General features: G+C 61.6%; 15 protein-coding genes. 5 read left to right on the plus strand and 10 right to left on the minus strand.

What is annotated here, in order from left to right; all coding sequences use genetic code 11:
* Nucleotides 1–115 precede the first annotated feature (115 nt).
* The gene (locus R1W00_RS14455; protein ID WP_317263471.1) at nucleotides 116–1417 is read left to right on the plus strand and encodes an acetylornithine deacetylase/succinyl-diaminopimelate desuccinylase family protein; all 1302 of its coding nucleotides are present in this window, start codon (nucleotides 116–118) and stop codon (nucleotides 1415–1417) included.
* Here R1W00_RS14455 and panC read toward each other — a convergent pair.
* The 3 genes from panC to R1W00_RS14470 all read right to left on the minus strand — a co-directional run bounded on the left by panC (nucleotide 1414) and on the right by R1W00_RS14470 (nucleotide 4449).
* Complete coding sequence (gene panC, locus R1W00_RS14460) at nucleotides 1414–2256, minus strand: pantoate--beta-alanine ligase (RefSeq protein ID WP_317263472.1); 843 nt, start codon at nucleotides 2254–2256, stop codon at nucleotides 1414–1416. The two genes, R1W00_RS14455 and panC, sit on opposite strands and share 4 nt — an antisense overlap.
* Nucleotides 2253–3077: a 3-methyl-2-oxobutanoate hydroxymethyltransferase gene (gene panB, locus R1W00_RS14465; RefSeq protein ID WP_317263473.1), complete on the minus strand. Its 825-nt coding sequence runs from the start codon at nucleotides 3075–3077 to the stop codon at nucleotides 2253–2255. The genes panC and panB overlap by 4 nt, the downstream gene beginning before the upstream one ends.
* Before the next feature lie 148 nt (nucleotides 3078–3225).
* On the minus strand, nucleotides 3226–4449 hold the full coding sequence (locus R1W00_RS14470) for an aminopeptidase P family protein (RefSeq protein WP_317263474.1): 1224 nt from the start codon (nucleotides 4447–4449) through the stop codon (nucleotides 3226–3228).
* A gap of 300 nt (nucleotides 4450–4749) precedes the next feature.
* On the opposite strand from R1W00_RS14470, the gene R1W00_RS14475 reads away from it, so the two are divergent.
* Nucleotides 4750–5739 (plus strand): P1 family peptidase, encoded by a 990-nt coding sequence (locus tag R1W00_RS14475; protein WP_317263475.1) that lies wholly within the window; start codon nucleotides 4750–4752, stop codon nucleotides 5737–5739.
* Between the two features lie 108 nt (nucleotides 5740–5847).
* Nucleotides 5848–7311, plus strand: coding sequence for an NAD-dependent succinate-semialdehyde dehydrogenase (locus tag R1W00_RS14480; protein WP_317263476.1), 1464 nt, complete (start codon nucleotides 5848–5850; stop codon nucleotides 7309–7311).
* Between the two features lie 51 nt (nucleotides 7312–7362).
* Here R1W00_RS14480 and R1W00_RS14485 read toward each other — a convergent pair whose 3' ends face one another.
* Nucleotides 7363–8571 (minus strand): PLP-dependent aminotransferase family protein, encoded by a 1209-nt coding sequence (locus tag R1W00_RS14485; RefSeq protein ID WP_317263477.1) that lies wholly within the window; start codon nucleotides 8569–8571, stop codon nucleotides 7363–7365.
* Between the two features lie 160 nt (nucleotides 8572–8731).
* Between R1W00_RS14485 and R1W00_RS14490 the strand changes: the two genes are divergently transcribed.
* A complete protein-coding gene (locus tag R1W00_RS14490) occupies nucleotides 8732–10894 on the plus strand; it encodes an esterase-like activity of phytase family protein (RefSeq protein ID WP_410901563.1) in 2163 nt (720 codons plus the stop codon).
* A gap of 555 nt (nucleotides 10895–11449) precedes the next feature.
* Here the strand turns inward: R1W00_RS14490 and R1W00_RS14495 are convergent.
* The 6 genes from R1W00_RS14495 to R1W00_RS14520 all read right to left on the minus strand — a co-directional run bounded on the left by R1W00_RS14495 (nucleotide 11450) and on the right by R1W00_RS14520 (nucleotide 17366).
* Nucleotides 11450–11872, minus strand: a complete 423-nt coding sequence (locus tag R1W00_RS14495; protein WP_317263479.1) for a contact-dependent growth inhibition system immunity protein — start codon at nucleotides 11870–11872, stop codon at nucleotides 11450–11452.
* Between the two features lie 134 nt (nucleotides 11873–12006).
* Nucleotides 12007–12471: an Hsp20 family protein gene (locus tag R1W00_RS14500; protein ID WP_317263480.1), complete on the minus strand. Its 465-nt coding sequence runs from the start codon at nucleotides 12469–12471 to the stop codon at nucleotides 12007–12009.
* 138 nt (nucleotides 12472–12609) lie between these two features.
* Entirely contained in the window at nucleotides 12610–13434 is an 825-nt protein-coding gene (locus R1W00_RS14505; RefSeq protein WP_317263481.1) for a trypsin-like serine peptidase, read from the minus strand.
* 47 nt (nucleotides 13435–13481) lie between these two features.
* Nucleotides 13482–14777, minus strand: a complete 1296-nt coding sequence (gene glcF, locus R1W00_RS14510; protein ID WP_317263482.1) for a glycolate oxidase subunit GlcF — start codon at nucleotides 14775–14777, stop codon at nucleotides 13482–13484.
* 3 nt (nucleotides 14778–14780) lie between these two features.
* Complete coding sequence (locus R1W00_RS14515; RefSeq protein WP_317263483.1) at nucleotides 14781–15905, minus strand: FAD-binding protein; 1125 nt, start codon at nucleotides 15903–15905, stop codon at nucleotides 14781–14783.
* Between the two features lie 24 nt (nucleotides 15906–15929).
* Nucleotides 15930–17366 carry an FAD-linked oxidase C-terminal domain-containing protein gene (locus R1W00_RS14520; protein WP_317263484.1) on the minus strand — a complete coding sequence of 479 codons (1437 nt, stop codon included), beginning with the start codon at nucleotides 17364–17366 and terminating at the stop codon, nucleotides 15930–15932.
* An 85-nt stretch (nucleotides 17367–17451) separates the two neighbouring features.
* Here R1W00_RS14520 and R1W00_RS14525 point away from each other — a divergent pair, with 85 nt between their 5' ends.
* Nucleotides 17452–18153 (plus strand): DUF599 domain-containing protein, encoded by a 702-nt coding sequence (locus R1W00_RS14525; protein WP_317263485.1) that lies wholly within the window; start codon nucleotides 17452–17454, stop codon nucleotides 18151–18153.
* The last annotated feature ends 32 nt before the right edge of the window (nucleotides 18154–18185 follow it).

Consider the following 18185-nt stretch of genomic DNA (forward strand, 5'->3'; position numbering starts at 1 on the left):
GTGTACTCAATTCGTCCCGACCATAGCGCGGGATCACGTAAGGGACATCACAAATGCCCGTGGGGCGCGCACGGGGCGATAGACGCGCGGCAAATCGGTGACTAGGGTTGGCATCATGACCGCCCCCACATCCGCCTTGCATGCCGCCATTGACGCCCGGCGCGACGATCTGATCGCGCTGACACAGGATTTGTTGCGTATTCCGACGCTGAACCCGCCCGGTGCGCGGTACCGCGAGATATGTGAGATGCTGGCGGCGCGGTTCGAACCACTGGGCTTTCAGGTCGATCTGATCCGCGCGCATGGCGCCCCTGCCGATAGCGAGACCTACCCGCGCTGGAACATCGTGGCGCGTCATACGGGGCCGCGCGCGGGGGATTGCGTGCATTTCAACAGCCATCACGACGTGGTTGAGGTCGGCCATGGCTGGACCACCGATCCGTTCGGCGAAACCGTGCGCGACGGGCGTGTTTACGGGCGCGGGTCCTGTGACATGAAGGGCGGATTGGCCACCAGCATCATCGCCGCCGAGGCCTTTATCGCCACCCATCCCGATTACGCTGGCGCGATTGAAATCAGCGCGACCGCGGATGAGGAATCCGGCGGCTATGGCGGGGTGGCCTATCTGGCCGAGCAGGGCTGGTTTTCACCCCAGCGGGTCCAGCACGTGATCATCCCCGAACCGTTGAACAAGGACCGCGTTTGTCTGGGCCATCGCGGCGTCTGGTGGGCCGAGATCGAGACCAAGGGCCGTATCGCCCACGGGTCCATGCCGTTTCTGGGCGATTGCGCCGTGCGCCATATGGGGGCGGTGATTGACGAGATGGAACAGACGCTGTTCCCGCTGTTGGCCACAAAAACCACCGCCATGCCCGTGGTGCCCGAAGGGGCGCGGCAATCGACGCTGAATATCAATTCGATCCACGGGGGCGAACCGGATCAGGGGCCCGACTATACCGGCCTGCCCGCGCCCTGTGTGCCAGACCGCTGTCGCATCGTCATCGACCGGCGGTTCCTGATCGAGGAAGACCTGACCGAGGTGAAGGCCGAATTGACGGGAATGTTGGAAAAGATCAAGAAAACGCGCCCGAAATTCGAATATGACATCCGCGATCTGTTCGAAGTGCAACCCACGATGACCGATCAGGACGCCCCGATCGTGCGCACGGTCGCCGGTGCGATTTCCAAGGTCCTGTCGCGTGAGGCGGAGTTTGTCGTCTCGCCCGGCACCTATGATCAGAAACATATCGACCGGATCGGGCGGCTGCACAATTGCATCGCCTATGGTCCGGGCATTCTGGATCTGGCGCATCAGCCCGACGAATATGTGGGGATTGATGACATGGTGGACAGCGCCAAGGTCATGGCCCTGACGCTGGCCGAATTGTTGTTGCCCGAAGGGTCCGAGACGCCCTAGGGCGCGACGGGGATGTTGTCGATCAACCGCACCCCGTCCAGCCACGCCGCCACCAACAGGCGCGCGGGCCGATCCAGAACCGTCGTCGGGGTCAATCCATCCTCGGCGCGCAGTTCCAGATATTCGACCTCGGAAAAACCGGCCAGTTCGATACGGGCCTTGGCGGTATAGATCGCGGCCTCGGCGGTGGCCCCACGGCGCAACTCATCCGCGACATCCTGCAGGATCGCATAAAGACGCGGCGCGGTGTTGCGCGCGGTTTCGGACAGGCGGACGTTGCGCGACGACAGGGCCAGACCGTCCTCTTCGCGCACGGTGGCACAGCCGACGATTTCGGTCGGGATGTCCAGATCACGCACCAGACGTTTGACGACCTGCAGCTGTTGGAAATCCTTTTCCCCGAAAAACGCGCGATCCGCACCGGTTTGCAGCAACAGTTTGGCCACAACCGTCGCCACGCCATCGAAATGACCGGGGCGATGCGCGCCGCACAGGCCCTCGCTGACGCCACTGACGGACACGTTGGTGGAAAACCCGTCGGGGTAAATCTGATCCGGCGTCGGCAGGTACATCACATCCACATCAAACGGGGCCAATGCCTCGGCATCGGCGTCCTCGGTGCGGGGATATTTGTCCAGATCCTCGGCATTGTTGAACTGTTTGGGGTTCACAAACACCGTCACGATGACGCGGTCACAGGCGGCCTTGGCCTGTTTCACAAGGCTGAGGTGCCCCTGATGCAGCGCGCCCATGGTCGGGACGACCCCCACCGTTGCGCCATCACAACGCCACGTGCGGTTCAGCGCACGCAGTTCGCTCAAAACGCGGATGCGTTTCATTTCTTGACCTCGTCGGCAAAGGTATGTTCGGGGCCAGGGAAGGTGCGCGCGCGCACTTCTTCGGCGTATTCAGCCACGGCGCGTTCGCCCTCGGCACGGACGGTGGCATAGCGTTTGACGAACTTGGGTTTAAAGTTCGTGAACATGCCCATCATGTCATCCACAACCAGAACCTGACCGTCACAACCGGCACCCGCACCGATGCCCACGGTCGGGATAGAAATCTCGGCGGTGATTTTATCGCCCAAGGACGCAGGAACCTTTTCGATGACCACCGAAAACGCACCGGCCTCATCCACGGCGCGGGCGTCCGCCATCAGACGGTCGCCATCATCGCCACGGCCCTGAACCTTGTACCCGCCAAAGGTATTCACCGCCTGCGGGGTCAGACCGATATGCGCCATCACGGGGATGCCGCGTTTGACCAGAAACGCGATGGTCGGGGCCATATCGACACCGCCCTCCAGCTTGACCGCGCCACAGCCGGTTTCCACCATCAAACGCGATGCGTTTTCGAACGCCTGCTCGGGGCTTTGCTCGTACGAGCCGAAGGGCATATCCACGACAATCAGGGCGCGCTTGGTGCCACGGGCAACGGCCTTGGCGTGCATGACCATCATGTCCATCGTCACGCCCAAGGTCGAGGGCAGACCATGCAACACCATACCCACGCTGTCCCCGACAAGGATCAGGTCACAGGCGGTGTCCGCGATTTCCGCCACGGGCGTGGTATAGGCCGTCAGGCAGACAATCGGCGTATCGCCCTTCATGCCGCGGATGTCCGAGGCGGTCAGGGATTTGATCACATTGGTGGCGCTCACAGGCTGTCCTCCCATCCTTTTGCGTCGGCGTGTTATAGCGCTGCGTTGCAGAAATAACAGCCCTTTCGCATTATCCATAGGTTTCGAATGGGGGTGCAAGCGTGACGTTAGGCGCATTCGGGGGCGCCGAAACGCCCCCACGCAGGGATCAACCTACGACGTTGAAATCGGGACCATAGGGATAGCCTGTGATGTTCTCGGCCCCGTCTTCGGTGATGATCAGGATGTCATGTTCGCGGTAGCCCCCCGCGCCCGCCTGCCCCTCGGGAATGGTCAGCATCGGCTCCATACTAATGACCATGCCGGGTTCGAGGGTGGTGTCGATATCCTCGCGCAGTTCAAGCCCCGCCTCGCGCCCGTAATAGTGGCTGAGAACGCCAAAGCTATGCCCATAGCCAAAGCTGCGGTATTGCAAGAGGTCGCGCTCGGCAAAGAAATCGTTGATCTTATGCGTGACCTCGGCGCAGGTCGCACCGGGTTTCAGCAGCGACATGCCCAATTCATGCGCGCCGATATTGGCCTGCCAGATGTCCAGAGAGGCCTGATCGACCTCGCCCACGAACATCGTGCGCTCCAGCGCGGTGTAATAGCCCGAAATCATCGGGAAAGTGTTGAGGCTGAGGATATCACCGCGTTCCAGCGCCCGCGCGGTCACGGGGTTATGCGCGCCGTCGGTGTTCAGTCCCGATTGGAACCACACCCATGTGTCGCGATATTCGGCATCGGGAAAACGGCGCGCGATTTCCAGTTCCATCGCGTCGCGACCTGCCATAGCGACGTCGATCTCACGGGCGCCCACGGCCACCGCATCGCGGATCGCATAGCCGCCCACATCCGCCACATTCGCGCCCGCGCGGATCAGGTCCAGTTCGGCGGGGGATTTGTGCATCCGTTGGCGCATCGTATCGGGCGCGATGTCGATGACTTGGGACGGGGACAGGAACTCATCCACCAGCATCCGCGCAGCCATGGTCATATGATCGCCCTCAACCCCGATCACGCGGCCCGTGCCAGCGACCGAGCGCACCGCGCGCCAGAAATTATTCCGGCCCCAGTCAGTATAGGTGATGTTGTCCCCGTAACAGCGGCGCCACGGCTGACCCGCGTCGATACCGGCACTGATCGTTACGGCTTCGGTGGCCGTCACCACAAGGCCATAGGGGCGGCCAAAGCTGCAGTAGAGGAACCCCGAGTAATAGGCGATGTTGTGCATGGACGTCAGGACCACGGCCTGAACGCCGGTGCGGTCCATAATCGTGCGCAGCCCCATCAGACGGTTTTCATATTCCTGATCGGCAAAGGGCAGCGGCACCTTTTGCCCGTTGTGCAAACGATAGAATTCAGTGCGGGTTGAAACGGTTGGTTGTGTCATCATGACCTCCTGAAACGGGCGCCTTTTGCGGCGCACCGCGAAAAAGGTCCCGGCGTTCAGGACGACAGGCAGATACCTCTGCCAAGCGGGGGTGCAGGGACCCCGTGGCGACGCCATCGCCACAGCTTGGGGCGAGATTTGCCGAAGGCGTGGAGTTTGGCAAGGAATTTTGCATCGCGTGAGGCCCATTGGCGGAGGTGGAATTTCGGTGCACAGTTTCAGGGCCTTTGCCGCGCGGCGCGCCGTTGGTCAGGTCTGGGCCGTTGAGTATTTTTGCCAAGATGAAGAGAGGAGTGTGCGATGGGTCCCGGGCCACGGAATGCGATTACGGATGTTGGCGGGTTTCTGGTCGGTCACGCGGGGGATGCGCGGGTCAAAACCGGGGTCAGTGTGTTGATGTCGGATGCCCCGTTTGTGGCGGCGGTCCATGTGATGGGCGGCGCACCGGGGACGCGTGAGACGGACCTGTTGGCACCGGATCGTTTGGTGCAAAAGGTCGATGCGTTGGTGTTGGGGGGCGGTTCGGCGCTTGGGCTTGAGGCGGCGAGCGGGGTTGCGCATGCCCTGCGCGAGATGGGGCGCGGCTATGCCGTCGGCGACATGCGGGTGCCGATTGTGCCTGCGGCGATCCTGTTTGATTTGCTGAACGGCGGGGAGAAGGATTTCGGTGACGGGTTTTACGCGGATTTGGGGCGGCGCGCCGTGTCCTCCGTCGGGGCCGATGTCGCGATTGGTAGTGTCGGTGCGGGGTTGGGGGCGACCTGTGCCGATGTAAAGGGCGGGTTCGGGACCGCGTCCGTGGTTTTGCCAAGCGGGATCACCGTTGGGGCCATGGTGGCGGTAAACGCAGTAGGCAGCCCGTTGATGGGTGGCGGGCCGGAGTTTTGGGCCGCGCCGTTTGAAATCGGGGGCGAGTTTGGCGGGCGTGGCATCGGGCGGAACGACCCGCTGGCCGAAACTGTGATCAAGGGCGCGCGCCCTGAGAACACCACCATCGCGATTGTGGCAACCGACGCCGATCTAACGCAGGCGCAGGCGCATCGCGTGGCCGTTGCTGCGCATGATGGATTGTCCCGCGCGATTATTCCCAGCCATACGATGTTTGACGGTGATTTGGTGTTTGCGGCGGCCAGTGGGCGGCGCAAAGTGGCCGCGCCGGATTACGATGTTTTACGCATTGGCGAGGCGGCAGCGACCTGTTTGTCGCGCGCCGTGGCGCGGGGTGCTTATGCCGCGACACCAGCAGAGAACGATGTTCAACCCGCATGGTCCCAGCGGTTTGGCGGATGATCTGCGCGGAAAATGACCTAACGTAAAAATGACCCCATGCGGTTCGCATGATCATATGGACATGGCGGGCCGCGCGTGATTTGCCTTGGCCCAAAGGAAGGGAACACCATGACCGCTTTGATCGATCGTCTATCTGATAAAACGCTGCTGGTGCAGGACGCCTATTCGGCGGGGAAATGGGTGCAATCGCAATCGGGCGCGACGTTCAATGTCGATGATCCGGCCACGGCTGAGGTAATTTGCGCCGTTCCGGACATGACCCGCGACGACACCGCCGCCGCGATTGAGGCCGCCCGCATTGCGCAAAAGGACTGGGCCGCGCGTACGGCCAAGGATCGCGCGGTGATCCTGCGCCGCTGGTATGATCTGATGATGGCGAACCAAGAGGATCTGGCGATCATCCTGACCGCCGAGATGGGCAAACCTCTGGCGGAATCGCGCGGCGAAATCGCCTATGGCGCGTCGTTCATCGACTGGTTCGCCGAGGAAGGGCGCCGCATCTATGGCGAAACCATTCCGGGCCATCAGGCGGACAAACGCATCACCGTGATCAAGCAACCCATCGGCGTTGTGGCCGCGATCACGCCGTGGAATTTCCCCAACGCGATGATCACGCGCAAGGTGGGGCCCGCTTTGGCCGCCGGATGTGCCGCCGTTGTGAAACCCGCGGCAGAGACGCCCCTGTCGGCGCTGGCCCTTGCGGTCTTGGCCGAGCGCGCGGGCCTGCCCGCCGGTCTTCTGTCGATCCTGCCCACCACCGACGCGATCGGCATGGGCAAGGAGTTCTGCGAAAACCCGACCGTGCGCAAACTGACCTTTACCGGGTCAACCGGGGTGGGTCGGATCCTGTTGGAACAAGCAGCGGCGCAGGTGATGAAGTGCAGCATGGAACTAGGCGGGAACGCGCCGTTCATCGTGTTTGACGACGCCGATCTGGACGCGGCGGTCGAGGGCGCAATCATGTGCAAGTTCCGCAACAACGGCCAGACCTGTGTCTGCGCGAACCGCATCTACGTACAGGCGGGGGTCTATGATGCCTTTGCCGAGAAACTGGCCGCCGCCGTCGCCGCGATGAAGGTCGGCAGCGGCTTTGACGGTGCGGATTTGGGCCCCCTGATCACGCCCAAGGCCGTCGACAAGGTCGAAGAGCACATCGCCGACGCCACCGCCAAAGGCGCGACCGTGATCCAAGGCGGTAAACGCCACGACCTCGGCGGGACGTTCTTTGAGCCGACCATCGTGACCGGCGCGACGCAGGACATGCAATTTGCCACGGATGAAACGTTCGGCCCCCTTGCCCCGTTGTTCAAATTCGACACGGTGGATGATGTGATCGAAATGGCCAATGACACGATCTTTGGTCTCGCCTCGTATTTCTACGCCAATGACCTGAGCCGCGTTTACAAGGTCGCCGAGGCCTTGGAATACGGGATTGTCGGCGTGAACACCGGCATCATCTCGACCGAGGTTGCGCCGTTTGGCGGCGTCAAGCAATCGGGTCTAGGGCGCGAGGGATCGCACCACGGGATCGAGGATTATCTGGAGCTGAAATACATCTGCATGTCGGTCTGACGGGCAGAGTGAACGCACTTCAAAAGGGCCGGGCATCGCACCCGGCCTTTTTCACATCATGTCTGCAATCACACCGGCCAGACGTTCAATGCCGGTGTTGATCGTGTCCTCGATCGCCAGTGAAAAGTTCAGGCGCAGAGAGTTTTCGTTCGACCCGTCCGCGAAAAACGCTTGACCGGGGACAAAGGCGACTTTGGCCGCTAGGGCGTTTTGCAACACCACCTTGGCGTCCATCGCGCGGGGCCACGTCACCCAGATGAACATGCCGCCATCCGGATCGGTCCACGTCACGCCCTCGGGCATGGTGCGGCTGAGCGCGGCCAGCATCGCCTGCATCCGCGTGCCATAAGCCTCGCGCAGCACACGGATATGCGGGTCAAACACGCGGCGCGCTACATCGGCGATCGCGATCTGGTTCAACGTCGCGGTTTGCAGATCGCCCGCCTGTTTCAACAGAACCATCTGTTGGATCACCGGTTTCGCCGCCACGGCCCAGCCCACCCGCAAACCGGGCGACAGGGTTTTCGAAAACGACCCAAGATACACCGTGCGCGTGTTTTCGATCCCGCCCGAACGCTCGATATCCATCGCCAACAGGGGCGGAATGTCATCGCCGCGATAGCGCAAGGATTGGTAGGCCGCGTCCTCAATCACCGCGCAATCCATCTGCGCGGCCATGTCCAAAATCGCGCCGCGCTGAACGGCGTTCAAGGTCACGCCGGTGGGGTTCGCGAAGTCAGGTGAGACATAGGCGAATTTCACCGTGCCGCCCCCCGCCGCCGCATCGGCCATGATGTCGGTCACAGGGCGGTTCGCGCTTGGGTCCAGTCGGTCATAGCGCGGCTGATAGGCGTTAAACGCCCCTAGCGCGCCCAGATAGGTGGGCCAGCCCACAAGCGCCGTGTCGCCCTTGTTCAGGAACATTTTGCCCAGATAATCCAGCGCCTGTTGCGAGCCCGCCGTGATCAGGATGTTATCCGCATCACAAGGAATGCCCAGCGTGCCCATATGATCCGCGATCCATTGGCGCAGGGGCAAATACCCCTCGGACGGCGCGTATTGCAGGGCCACCCGCCCCGTCGCCCCAGTCAGTGCCGCCTGCATCGCGTCCTGAAACGCCTCTTGCGGAAACAGCGCCGGATCGGGGATCCCGCCAGCAAAAGAAATGATGTCGGGCTGATCCAACAGCTTGAGCAGCTCGCGGATCTCGGACGCTTTCATGCCCGATATACGACTGGCAAAAATGGATTGCAGATTCATGGCATCCTCCGATGGCGTATCTGTGCCGATTCCGCAAGGTAAGTCAATCATGCTGACATAAATTCAGGATTTCATAAATCCGAAACATTTCCGTCACCAAACCGAAACGTCCCGCGTGCACCTGCAAGACGGATTTACCATTCGCAACCCACGGGGACATATCATGCATCGTCTGCTGATGGCGTGTTCGGCTCTGGCGCTTGGCGCTGGTGCGGCACATGCCGAAATGAACTTCAACCGCATCTCGGCCTTTTCGACCGTCGAAAACATGGCCGCTGGCGAGGATCACGAACGTGAAAGCTCGGCCGAGATCATCGACGTCACCGCCGACGGCATGATGCTTGTCTATACCGACAGCCCGCTTGAGGTTCTGGGTCGCATCGACATCACCGATCCCCACGCCCCCAAACCCGCCGGCAACATCGCCCTGCCGGGTGAGCCCACCTCGGTTGCCGTTCTGGGCGACGTGGCCTTTGTCGGCGTGAACACCTCGCCCGACTTTGTGTCGCCCTCGGGGATGCTCAAGGCGATCCACGTCAAATCGGGCGAAGAACTGGCCTCTTGTGCCACCTCGGGTCAGCCGGACTCGATCGCCCTGTCCAAGGACGGCTCGTTCGTCGTGGTCGCCATCGAAAACGAGCGTGACGAAGACCTGAACGACGGCATCATCCCGCAGGCCCCTGCAGGGACGCTGGACATGTTCCGCATCACCGACGGCAACCTGACCTGTGACGGACACGTCGCCGCCGACATGACCGGTCTGGCCGACGTCGCCCCCACCGACCCCGAACCCGAGTTCGTGGACGTCAACGGCCTTGGCGAAACCGTCGTCACGATGCAGGAAAACAACCACCTTGCGGTTGTCGACGCACAGGGTCACGTCATCAACCATTTCTCCGCCGGTGCGGTTGACCTGACCGGCATCGACGCCACGGATGAGCGCGGCGCGCTGCGTTTCACCGAAACCCAAGAGGGCCGCAAGCGCGAACCCGATGCGGTCAAATGGATCGACGACAACCATTTCGCCACCGCCAACGAAGGTGACTATGAGGGTGGCTCCCGCGGCTGGACCATCTTCAACAAGAACGGCACCGTGGTCTATGAATCCGGCACCTCGTTCGAGCACGCCCTGATCCAGATCGGCCACTACCCCGACAAACGCTCGGACAGCAAAGGGGTTGAGCCCGAGTCGATCGAAACCGCCACCTTTGGCGACACACCCTATGTGTTCGTCGGGTCGGAGCGCGGCTCGGCCGTGGGCGTTTATGACGTCACCGATTTGGCCAACCCAGTGTTGAAACAGATCCTCGCCTCGGGCATCGGACCGGAAGGCTATGTCGCCATCCCCGAGCGTAACCTGCTGGTTTCCGCAAATGAGGTCGACCTGATTGAGGATGGCGGCATCCGCAGCCACGTCATGCTTTTCGAATATCAGGACGCCGCGCCGGTCTACCCGACGCTGACCTCCGCCGGCGCCGAAACCCTGATCGGTTGGGGCGCGCTGTCGGGCATGGTTGCCGACGAAAACGGCCTGATCTACGCGGTCAACGATAGCTTTTATGGCTACCAGCCCACGATCTTTACCATCGATCCCTCGACCAAACCGGCCCGCATCACTGCCGCAACCGAGGTGACGCGCGCAGGCTTCCCCGCCCAGAAACTGGACATGGAAGGCATCACGCTGGACGGCAAAGGCGGGTTCTGGATCGCTTCTGAGGGCCGCCCCGACCGCCTGGTCCCCCACGCGATCTATAACGTGAACGCCAAGGGCCAGATCAAAAAGGAAATCCCCTTCCCTGCCGAACTGTTGGACGTGTCCAAGCGTTGGGCGTCCGAGGGCATCACCCGCGTCGGCGACACCCTCTGGATCGCTATTCAGCGTCAGTGGAAAAACGACCCCGAGAACACCGTGAAACTGGTGTCCTACAACATCGAGACCGAAGAATGGGGCGCCGTGCGCTATCCCACGAACGCGGCCGAAAAGGGCTGGGTCGGTCTGTCGGAAATCGTGGCCGACGGTGACTGGTTCTACGTCATCGAACGCGACAACCAGATCGGCGCGAACGCCGCCGTGAAATCGGTCTACCGCATTCCGGCGACTGACATGGTTGCGGCCCCGCTGGGCGGCGATCTGCCCACCGTGTCCAAGGAACTGGTCCGCGACCTGATCCCCGATCTGGCCGCCTACAACGGCTATGTCGTGGACAAGGTCGAAGGCCTCGCCATCACCCCCGCCGGTGAAATGTTCGTCTCGACCGACAACGACGGTGTCGACGACAGCTCGGGCGAAACCTTCTTCTGGTCGATTGGCGCCGTCCGCTAATCAAGCGCGCCAATCCAACAAAAACAACAAAGCGGGGCCCCGGCCCCGCTTTTCCTTTTGCAAACCGGCCCGCGTCATCCCGAAACACGCGACGCAGCCATTGACCGCTTTGAGCCCAGAGTGACCGATGCTGCGGGCTGCCGGAATGGCAGGTCTGAAACCGCAGCTAGCTAACGTCAAAGCCAGATGATGCTCCGGCGAATTTCGCCACAAACGCCGCCGTCTTCTTGTCAATGTCATCTGGAAGAGCGTCAGCGCTGATAAGTCTCGTCAGGTGTTCGCAGATCGCAGCCGCCTCTGACGGGGTCACTTGTGTACCTAGATGGTACGCAAGCGTCTGTCCTCGCTCGTCGTCTATAATTCCTGCCCGAACAATTTCGGAAGCTACGGGCCGCCAGTCTATGTTCCTGAGTTGAAGGTCGCTGGAACTGTTTGCCATGCTGGTCAGAATAAAGGTCATTGAATACTCGTACTGGCGGGGAGCTATTACAGCAACAATGTAGTGTTCCGTTAGCTGTCATTGCCATTGCGCGGATCAACGGCGGTTTTGTCAGCTCAATTGAAACGCTCGTTTATGCCACGTATGTACTGCAGCAACTCTTCGACTTGCGGCCCCGATTTGACGGGCAGTGTGTTCGACGCAAGCACGACTTCGCAAGCACCAGCCAAAATTTCTTTCTCGGGGGGTGTCAGAAAATGCGTATCTTTGGGGTGCCTTGAAATGGCGTCCAGCAAATCCCCCTCATAAAAGTCACCATCGGCAAACGGATTTTCCTTTAAAATCTTTATCGCCATCGGAAGCAAATACTTTGCACCAATGGATTGACCCAGCATGATGCGCAGATCTTCCACCGTGAACTTGGACAGTTCCTTTTTGCGTAGTTCGTAGCAGGTCATGGTCAGGTTTGATTGGAAACCAGGCTCTGGCCAAACGTCTTTTTCCAACTGTTCCAAGGTCATGTGTTCAATATTTTTCATGGCCACACGTTCTCAAACGAGCCGGAAACGGTCAACGCCAAGCTGATCGGAATGACGGCGCGTTGACAAACAAAGCAGCCCCCAAAGTTTCCTTTGGGGGCTGCGTTTCATTTCCATATTTCGCAGCTATGCGATTAGACCTCGGCGGTCTCGACGGCTTTGCCTTCGATCTGACCGCCACGGGTGATTTCGATGCGGCGGGACTTGAGCGCTTCGGGCACTTCGCGCACCAGATCGATGTGCAGCAACCCGTCCTTATGCGTCGCGCCAACGGCTTTGACGTGATCGGCAAGGTGGAACCGGCGTTCGAACGCGCGGGTGGCGATGCCACGGTGCAGATAGCTGTGGGGCGCGTCGTCCTCGGCCTTTTTGGCGGCGATGACGAGGGCGTTTTCCTTGACCTCGACGGTCAGGTCCTCGGCCGAAAAACCCGCTACGGCCAACGTGATACGATAGGCGTCATCGGCGGTTTTTTCGATGTTATAGGGGGGATAGGTGGGCTGGGTGGTTTCACCGGCCAGCACGCGGTCCATCAAATCGGCCACACGGTCAAAACCGACGGTGGCACGGTAAAGCGGCGAAAGATCATAGTTTCGCATAGGTCATCCTCCATTGAGCGATGTATGGTACGGCCCCTCCGCATGGACGGGACCTTGGTCATTTCGCGGGCCCTATTGGCGCCCGCATCCTCAATGTGGGAATGGATTTTCGGGGTTTCAAGACCCCGGTGCGCGCGTTTAGGGACGCACGAATTTCGCCCCGCCAGAGGTCTGTGCCGACGCACCCTGACCAAACCGGCGCACGACCGGCGTCGCCGTGAAAAACACGTTTTCGCCCATCTTTAACCGGTCCAGCAACAGCGGCAGCGATCCTTTGGTCGCACTGCCCAGCGCGACCTGACGATCATCGACCGTCGCTTTGGACGACACCACCGAAACGATGCGCCATTCGCCGTCGTCATGCATGAAAATCGGCGCGCCAGAGGACCCGAAATTCACATCGCACGACAACATGTACACCCCCGGACGACCGGCCAGCACATCACAGGCCTCTTCCAACGCGGGGCTCTCAGATCGCTCTTGGGCATAGGACACGACACCGACCTGATCGCCTTTGCGCGGGCGGTCGCCGATGGGATAGGGCGTGATGCTGGGCAAACGGATCGGGCGATCAAGGCGCAGAATGGCGATGTCATTGGCCACCCTCGAAATCGTATCGTCGTTATTGCCATAGCTATAGCGCGGGTGGATCACGGCCTGCTTCACACCGCGAAACGCCTCGGCGCGACCATTGCGCCAGCCCGCGCGAAATTCCAGATCAGACGCCTGAACCAAGCCGCCAGTGCGTTCGTCATAAAGACAATGCGCCGCCGTCAGGACCAGATCCTCGGCGATCAGCGCCCCTGTACAAAACCCCCAATCGCCCAGATTGAGACGCCCGACGGCGTTCCAGCCCTTGCTGTCATCGCCCGTCGCCAGATCGCGCAATCCCTGCGCACTGGCCGCCACGCCGGACAACAGCGTGGCGCAAACAACAGTCATGATCAGGCGTCGCAGATGCATTCGGGGTCCCCTTGTTGCCCCCGTCATAGCGCGCCTATGGGGCAGGATTATGGCTGAACTTCGGTGATCGCGCGCGGTTTCGGCCCGCCCGTCGCCCAATCCAACAGCTCTACCGTATGCACGATCGGCACCTCTGTGCCAGAGCCGATCTGCATCATACACCCGATATTGCCCGCCGCGATCACGTCCGGCGACTTGGCCTCCAACGTGCGCACCTTGCGCGCCTTGAGCTGACCCGAGATTTCCGGCTGCATCAGGTTATAGGTCCCCGCACTGCCGCAACACAGGTGGCTGTCGGCGGGCTCGACCACCTCATACCCTGCCTTGCGCAACAGGTCCTTGGGCGTCGTCTTGATCTGTTGCCCGTGTTGCAGGGAACAGGCCGCATGATAGGCCACCCGCATCTTGGGCGCGACATCGGCGGGGATGTCCAGTTTCGCCAGAACCTCGGACACATCCATGGCCAGCGCGGACACCTGCGCCGCCTCATCCGCCAAGGGATCATTGCGGAACATATGGCCGTAATCCTTGACCGTCGTGCCGCAGCCCGAGGTGTTGATCACAATGGCGTCCAGACCACCGTTTTGTGCCTCGGCCATCCACGCCTTGATGTTGCGCGCGGCGGCGGAATGGCTGTCGTCCACCTTGCCCATGTGATGGGTCAGGGCACCACAGCACCCCATGTCCTTGGCGATCACCACGTCACAGCCCAGCCGCCGCAACAACCGGATCGTGGCGTCGTTGATATCAGTATTCAGCGCCTTTTGCGCGCAACCGGTCATCAGGGCGACACGCATTTTGCGTTCACCAATCGCGGGGAACACTTGGGCATCGTCATTACGGCTGACCGGCGGGATCTGTTTGGGTGCCATGTCCAGCATCGCCCGCAACCGCGCATCGGGCATAAGGGCGCGGAAGGGACGCGCGATTTTCGCGCCCAACAGGGCCAGACGGAACCGCGTGGGATAGGGCAGAACCTTGGCCAGAACCCAGCGCAGCGCGCGGTCACTGAACGGGCGGCGATAAGTGGCCTCGATATGGGCGCGCGCATGATCAACCAGATGCATGTAATGCACGCCCGAGGGACAGGTGCTCATGCAGGCCAGACAGGACAGGCACCGGTCCACATGTTTGACGGTCTTTTCGTCCGCAGGCCGACCGCTCTCCAGCATATCCTTGATCAGATAGATGCGGCCCCGCGGACTGTCCAGTTCATCGCCCAACACCTGATAGGTCGGGCAGGTCGCGGTACAGAACCCGCAATGGACACAGGCGCGCAGGATTTCGTTTGCCCGCGCGATACCGGGGTCTTGGAGTTGCTGTTCGGTGAATTCCGTCTTCATGCCTTATCCCATCAAACCGGGGTTAAAGAGACCCTTGGGGTCAAATTGCTGTCGCACGCCACGGGTCAGGGCGGCCACGGGCGCGGGTTCGGGATTGAACATGCCCAGTTGCGTGCGCGTCTCGGCAGATGCCCGCACGATGGTCGCGTGCCCCGCGATCCCGCTTATACGGGCGCGCACATCCGTGCCCGGTGCCACGCGCAGCCAGACCAGACCGCCACCCCAATCATATAGCGCCCCGTTCGGGCGCGCCGCCGCCGCAACCGCCGGACCGTCCGAGGGTTTGACCGACACGCGCCAGATATCATCGCCGCCCTCAGACAGCCCGCGCACATCACGCACCCACGCCCAAATGCGGTCGTGGGCCGCAGTATCGTCGACCACCTCGACCGTGCCAAAGTCGGCCAACAGCGCGCACAGCTTATCCGTGCGATAAGCAACCGAACCGGCGAACCCCTCTAGCCGCAACAGGGTCTCGGGCGCGCCGCCCATGCCCACCGGCGCATTTGCCGCGCCGTTCACCTCAAACGGAGAGCCCAGCGCGCGGGACAAGGCCGCAACCGCCGTGACATCGTCCAATCCCCGCAGGATCAGGGTCACACCGGTTTCGGGCATCGGCAGGACCTTGAACGCGACCTCGGTCAGAATGCCCAGCGTGCCGAAACTGCCCGCCATCAGCTTGACCAGATCATAGCCGGTGACGTTTTTCATCACGCGCCCGCCGTTGCGGATCACCTGACCCCGACCATCGACAAAGCGCACGCCGATCAAACTGTCGCGACAGGCACCGGCCTGAAACCGGCGCGGACCGGAGACATTCGCCGCCACCATACCGCCAACCGTGGGCGTGCCGCCCTGCCCCGTCAGAACGCGGTGATCCATCGGCTCAAACGGTAGACGTTGGCCGGACTTGGCCAACAACGCCTCGACCTCGGCCACAGGCGTGCCCGCCTTGACCACGATGGTCAGCGCGCCGGGTTCATAGAGTTCAACGCCGGCTATCCCCGCGACGGACAGCGCGCCGTCCATACCAACAATCCCACGCGTTCCCCCGCCAATCACGCGGATCGGATCGGTGGCCGCCGCCACATATTGGGCCAGTTCGGCCTCGGTCTTTATCGTGCTCATCATCTTGTCCAGTTCTGGGGCGGCTCAACCCGCGGTACGGCGGGTTTCGGTCGAATGCAGCGGGAACACCTTGGCAGGGTTCAACAGCCATTTGGGGTCGAAGACGTCCTTGACCCGCAACTGCGCCTCGATGTCCTCGGGGTCGAATTGCGCGGTCATCAGGTCGCGCTTTTCCACGCCCACGCCGTGTTCGCCGGTCAGGCATCCGCCAACCTCGACACAGAGGCGCAGGATGTCGGCGCCAAAGGCCTCGCATTTCTCCAGATCGCCGGGCTTGTTCGCATTGAACAGGATCAGGGGATGCATGTTGCCATCCCCCGCGTGAAACACGTTGCCGACGCCAAGGCCGTACTCGGCGCTCATCTCTCCGATCCGGCGCAACACATAGGGCAGTTGCGACACGGGGATCGTGCCGTCCAGACACATGTAATCGTTGATCTGCCCCATCGCGCCGAACGCCGATTTCCGCCCCAACCAGATGCGCGCGGCCTGATCGGCATCGGCGGCCTGACGGATCTCGACGGGGTTGTGACGGTTGGCGATCTCGGAAATCAGGTCCAGTTGATGCGCGATCTCATCAGGCGACCCCTCGACCTCGACGATCAACAAGGCCTCGCACATGGGATAGCCCGCCTTGGCGAATGTCTCGGTCGCCTCGATACAGGGGCGGTCCATGAATTCGATCGCGACGGGCAGGACACCGGCCTGAATGATGTCGCTGACGCATTGGCCGGCGACCTCATTGCTATCGTATCCGATCAGAACCGGCAGCGCGCCCTCAGGTTTGGGCAGGATGCGCAACGTCGCCTCGGTCACGACGCCCAACTGTCCTTCGGACCCGCAGACCACCCCCAAGAGGTCGATCCCGCCCGCATCCATATGCGCGCCGCCCAGATCGACAATCGTGCCATCCATCAGAACCATCCGCACGCCAAGCAGGTTGTTCGTCGTCACCCCGTATTTCAGGCAATGCGCCCCGCCCGAGTTCATCGCGATATTGCCCGCGATCGCACAGGCCAACTGCGACGACGGATCGGGCGCATAGAAAAACCCGTCCGTCTCGACCGCGCCGGTGACACTCAGGTTCGTGCGGCCTGTTTGAACGCGCACAAACCGGTTGTCGTAATCGGTTTCCAGAACATCGTTCATCCGCGCCACGCCCAAGATCACGCTATCCGCCGTCGGCAAGGCCCCACCGGCCAGAGACGTCCCCGCCCCGCGCGGCACGACCGGCACGTTTTCCTGATGACAGATCCGTAACACCGCCGCGACCTGCTCCGTCGTTTCGGGCAGAACCGCACACAGCGGCGGGCATTTATACGCGGTCAGCGCATCGCATTCATAGGCCCGCGTTTCCATGACATCGTGGATCACCGCATCGCGCGGCAAGACCTCTTGCAAGCGGGCGACGATCCGGTCCTTGCGGCCTATGACCATCTGATCGGGGGCTGGCATCTGCATGGCGGGCTCCTGCGTTTAATTGGTAACCTATTATAACCAATTTTTCCGTATGGCAAGTTTCCTGCACGCGGCATAGTGTGCGCCCATGGAAATTCTGGATCGTCTTTCGCATTTTGGCCCGATGGATTTGGGCGCTGTCCTGCTTTGGGGGCTGTCGTGGCTGTTGATCGGGGTCGCGATTGAAAAGGCCCCGCCGTCGCGCCCATCCGTGTCGACCCTGATGAAACAGTTCCGCCACGAATGGATGCGCGAGCTGATCACGCGTCAGCCAAGGATTTTCGACGCCTCAATCCTGTCCACGCTGCGTCAGGGGACGACGTTTTTCGCCTCGGCCTCGATGCTGGCCATCGGGGGCGGATTGGCCTTGATCGGGAATACCGAGCGTCTGCTGGGGATTGCCAAGGATCTGACCCTGAACACCGCGCCCGCCGTCGTGTGGGAGGTCAAGATTTTGGCGGTCCTGCTGCTGGTCACCAACGCGTTTCTGAAATTCGTCTGGTCGCACCGGTTGTTTGGTTACTGCGCGGTTCTGATGGCCGCCGTTCCCAATGACACCAGCGACCCACGCGCGATCGAACGGGCAGATCAAGCCGCCGGTCTGAACATCACCGCCGCGCGCAGTTTCAATCGCGGGATGCGGTCGCTGTACTTTGCCCTTGGCGGCTTGCCGTGGCTGCTTGGGGCGGTGCCGTTGATCGTTGCGACGCTGGCCACCGTTCTGGTCCTGTGGCGGCGTGAATTCGCATCCGAATCCCGTCGCGCCTTGATGGGCCAAACGAAACCGTGATCTCATCCGGCTGAAAAGCGCGGTATGATGGG

The sequence above is a fragment of the Rhodovulum sp. FJ3 genome, assembly GCF_032918305.1.
Classification (GTDB): domain Bacteria; phylum Pseudomonadota; class Alphaproteobacteria; order Rhodobacterales; family Rhodobacteraceae; genus SAT37.

What these genes read in the sequence shown, in the direction of transcription:
- R1W00_RS14455 (WP_317263471.1), top strand. Translation starts at nt 116, where the DNA reads ATGACCGCCCCCACATCCGCCTTGCATGCCGCCATTGACGCCCGGCGC.
- panC (WP_317263472.1), bottom strand. Translation starts at nt 2,256, where the DNA reads ATGAAACGCATCCGCGTTTTGAGCGAACTGCGTGCGCTGAACCGCACG.
- R1W00_RS14470 (WP_317263474.1), bottom strand. Translation starts at nt 4,449, where the DNA reads ATGACACAACCAACCGTTTCAACCCGCACTGAATTCTATCGTTTGCAC.
- R1W00_RS14475 (WP_317263475.1), top strand. Translation starts at nt 4,750, where the DNA reads ATGGGTCCCGGGCCACGGAATGCGATTACGGATGTTGGCGGGTTTCTG.
- R1W00_RS14480 (WP_317263476.1), top strand. Translation starts at nt 5,848, where the DNA reads ATGACCGCTTTGATCGATCGTCTATCTGATAAAACGCTGCTGGTGCAG.
- R1W00_RS14485 (WP_317263477.1), bottom strand. Translation starts at nt 8,571, where the DNA reads ATGAATCTGCAATCCATTTTTGCCAGTCGTATATCGGGCATGAAAGCG.
- R1W00_RS14495 (WP_317263479.1), bottom strand. Translation starts at nt 11,872, where the DNA reads ATGAAAAATATTGAACACATGACCTTGGAACAGTTGGAAAAAGACGTT.
- R1W00_RS14500 (WP_317263480.1), bottom strand. Translation starts at nt 12,471, where the DNA reads ATGCGAAACTATGATCTTTCGCCGCTTTACCGTGCCACCGTCGGTTTT.
- R1W00_RS14505 (WP_317263481.1), bottom strand. Translation starts at nt 13,434, where the DNA reads ATGCATCTGCGACGCCTGATCATGACTGTTGTTTGCGCCACGCTGTTG.
- glcF (WP_317263482.1), bottom strand. Translation starts at nt 14,777, where the DNA reads ATGAAGACGGAATTCACCGAACAGCAACTCCAAGACCCCGGTATCGCG.
- R1W00_RS14515 (WP_317263483.1), bottom strand. Translation starts at nt 15,905, where the DNA reads ATGAGCACGATAAAGACCGAGGCCGAACTGGCCCAATATGTGGCGGCG.
- R1W00_RS14520 (WP_317263484.1), bottom strand. Translation starts at nt 17,366, where the DNA reads ATGCAGATGCCAGCCCCCGATCAGATGGTCATAGGCCGCAAGGACCGG.
- R1W00_RS14525 (WP_317263485.1), top strand. Translation starts at nt 17,452, where the DNA reads ATGGAAATTCTGGATCGTCTTTCGCATTTTGGCCCGATGGATTTGGGC.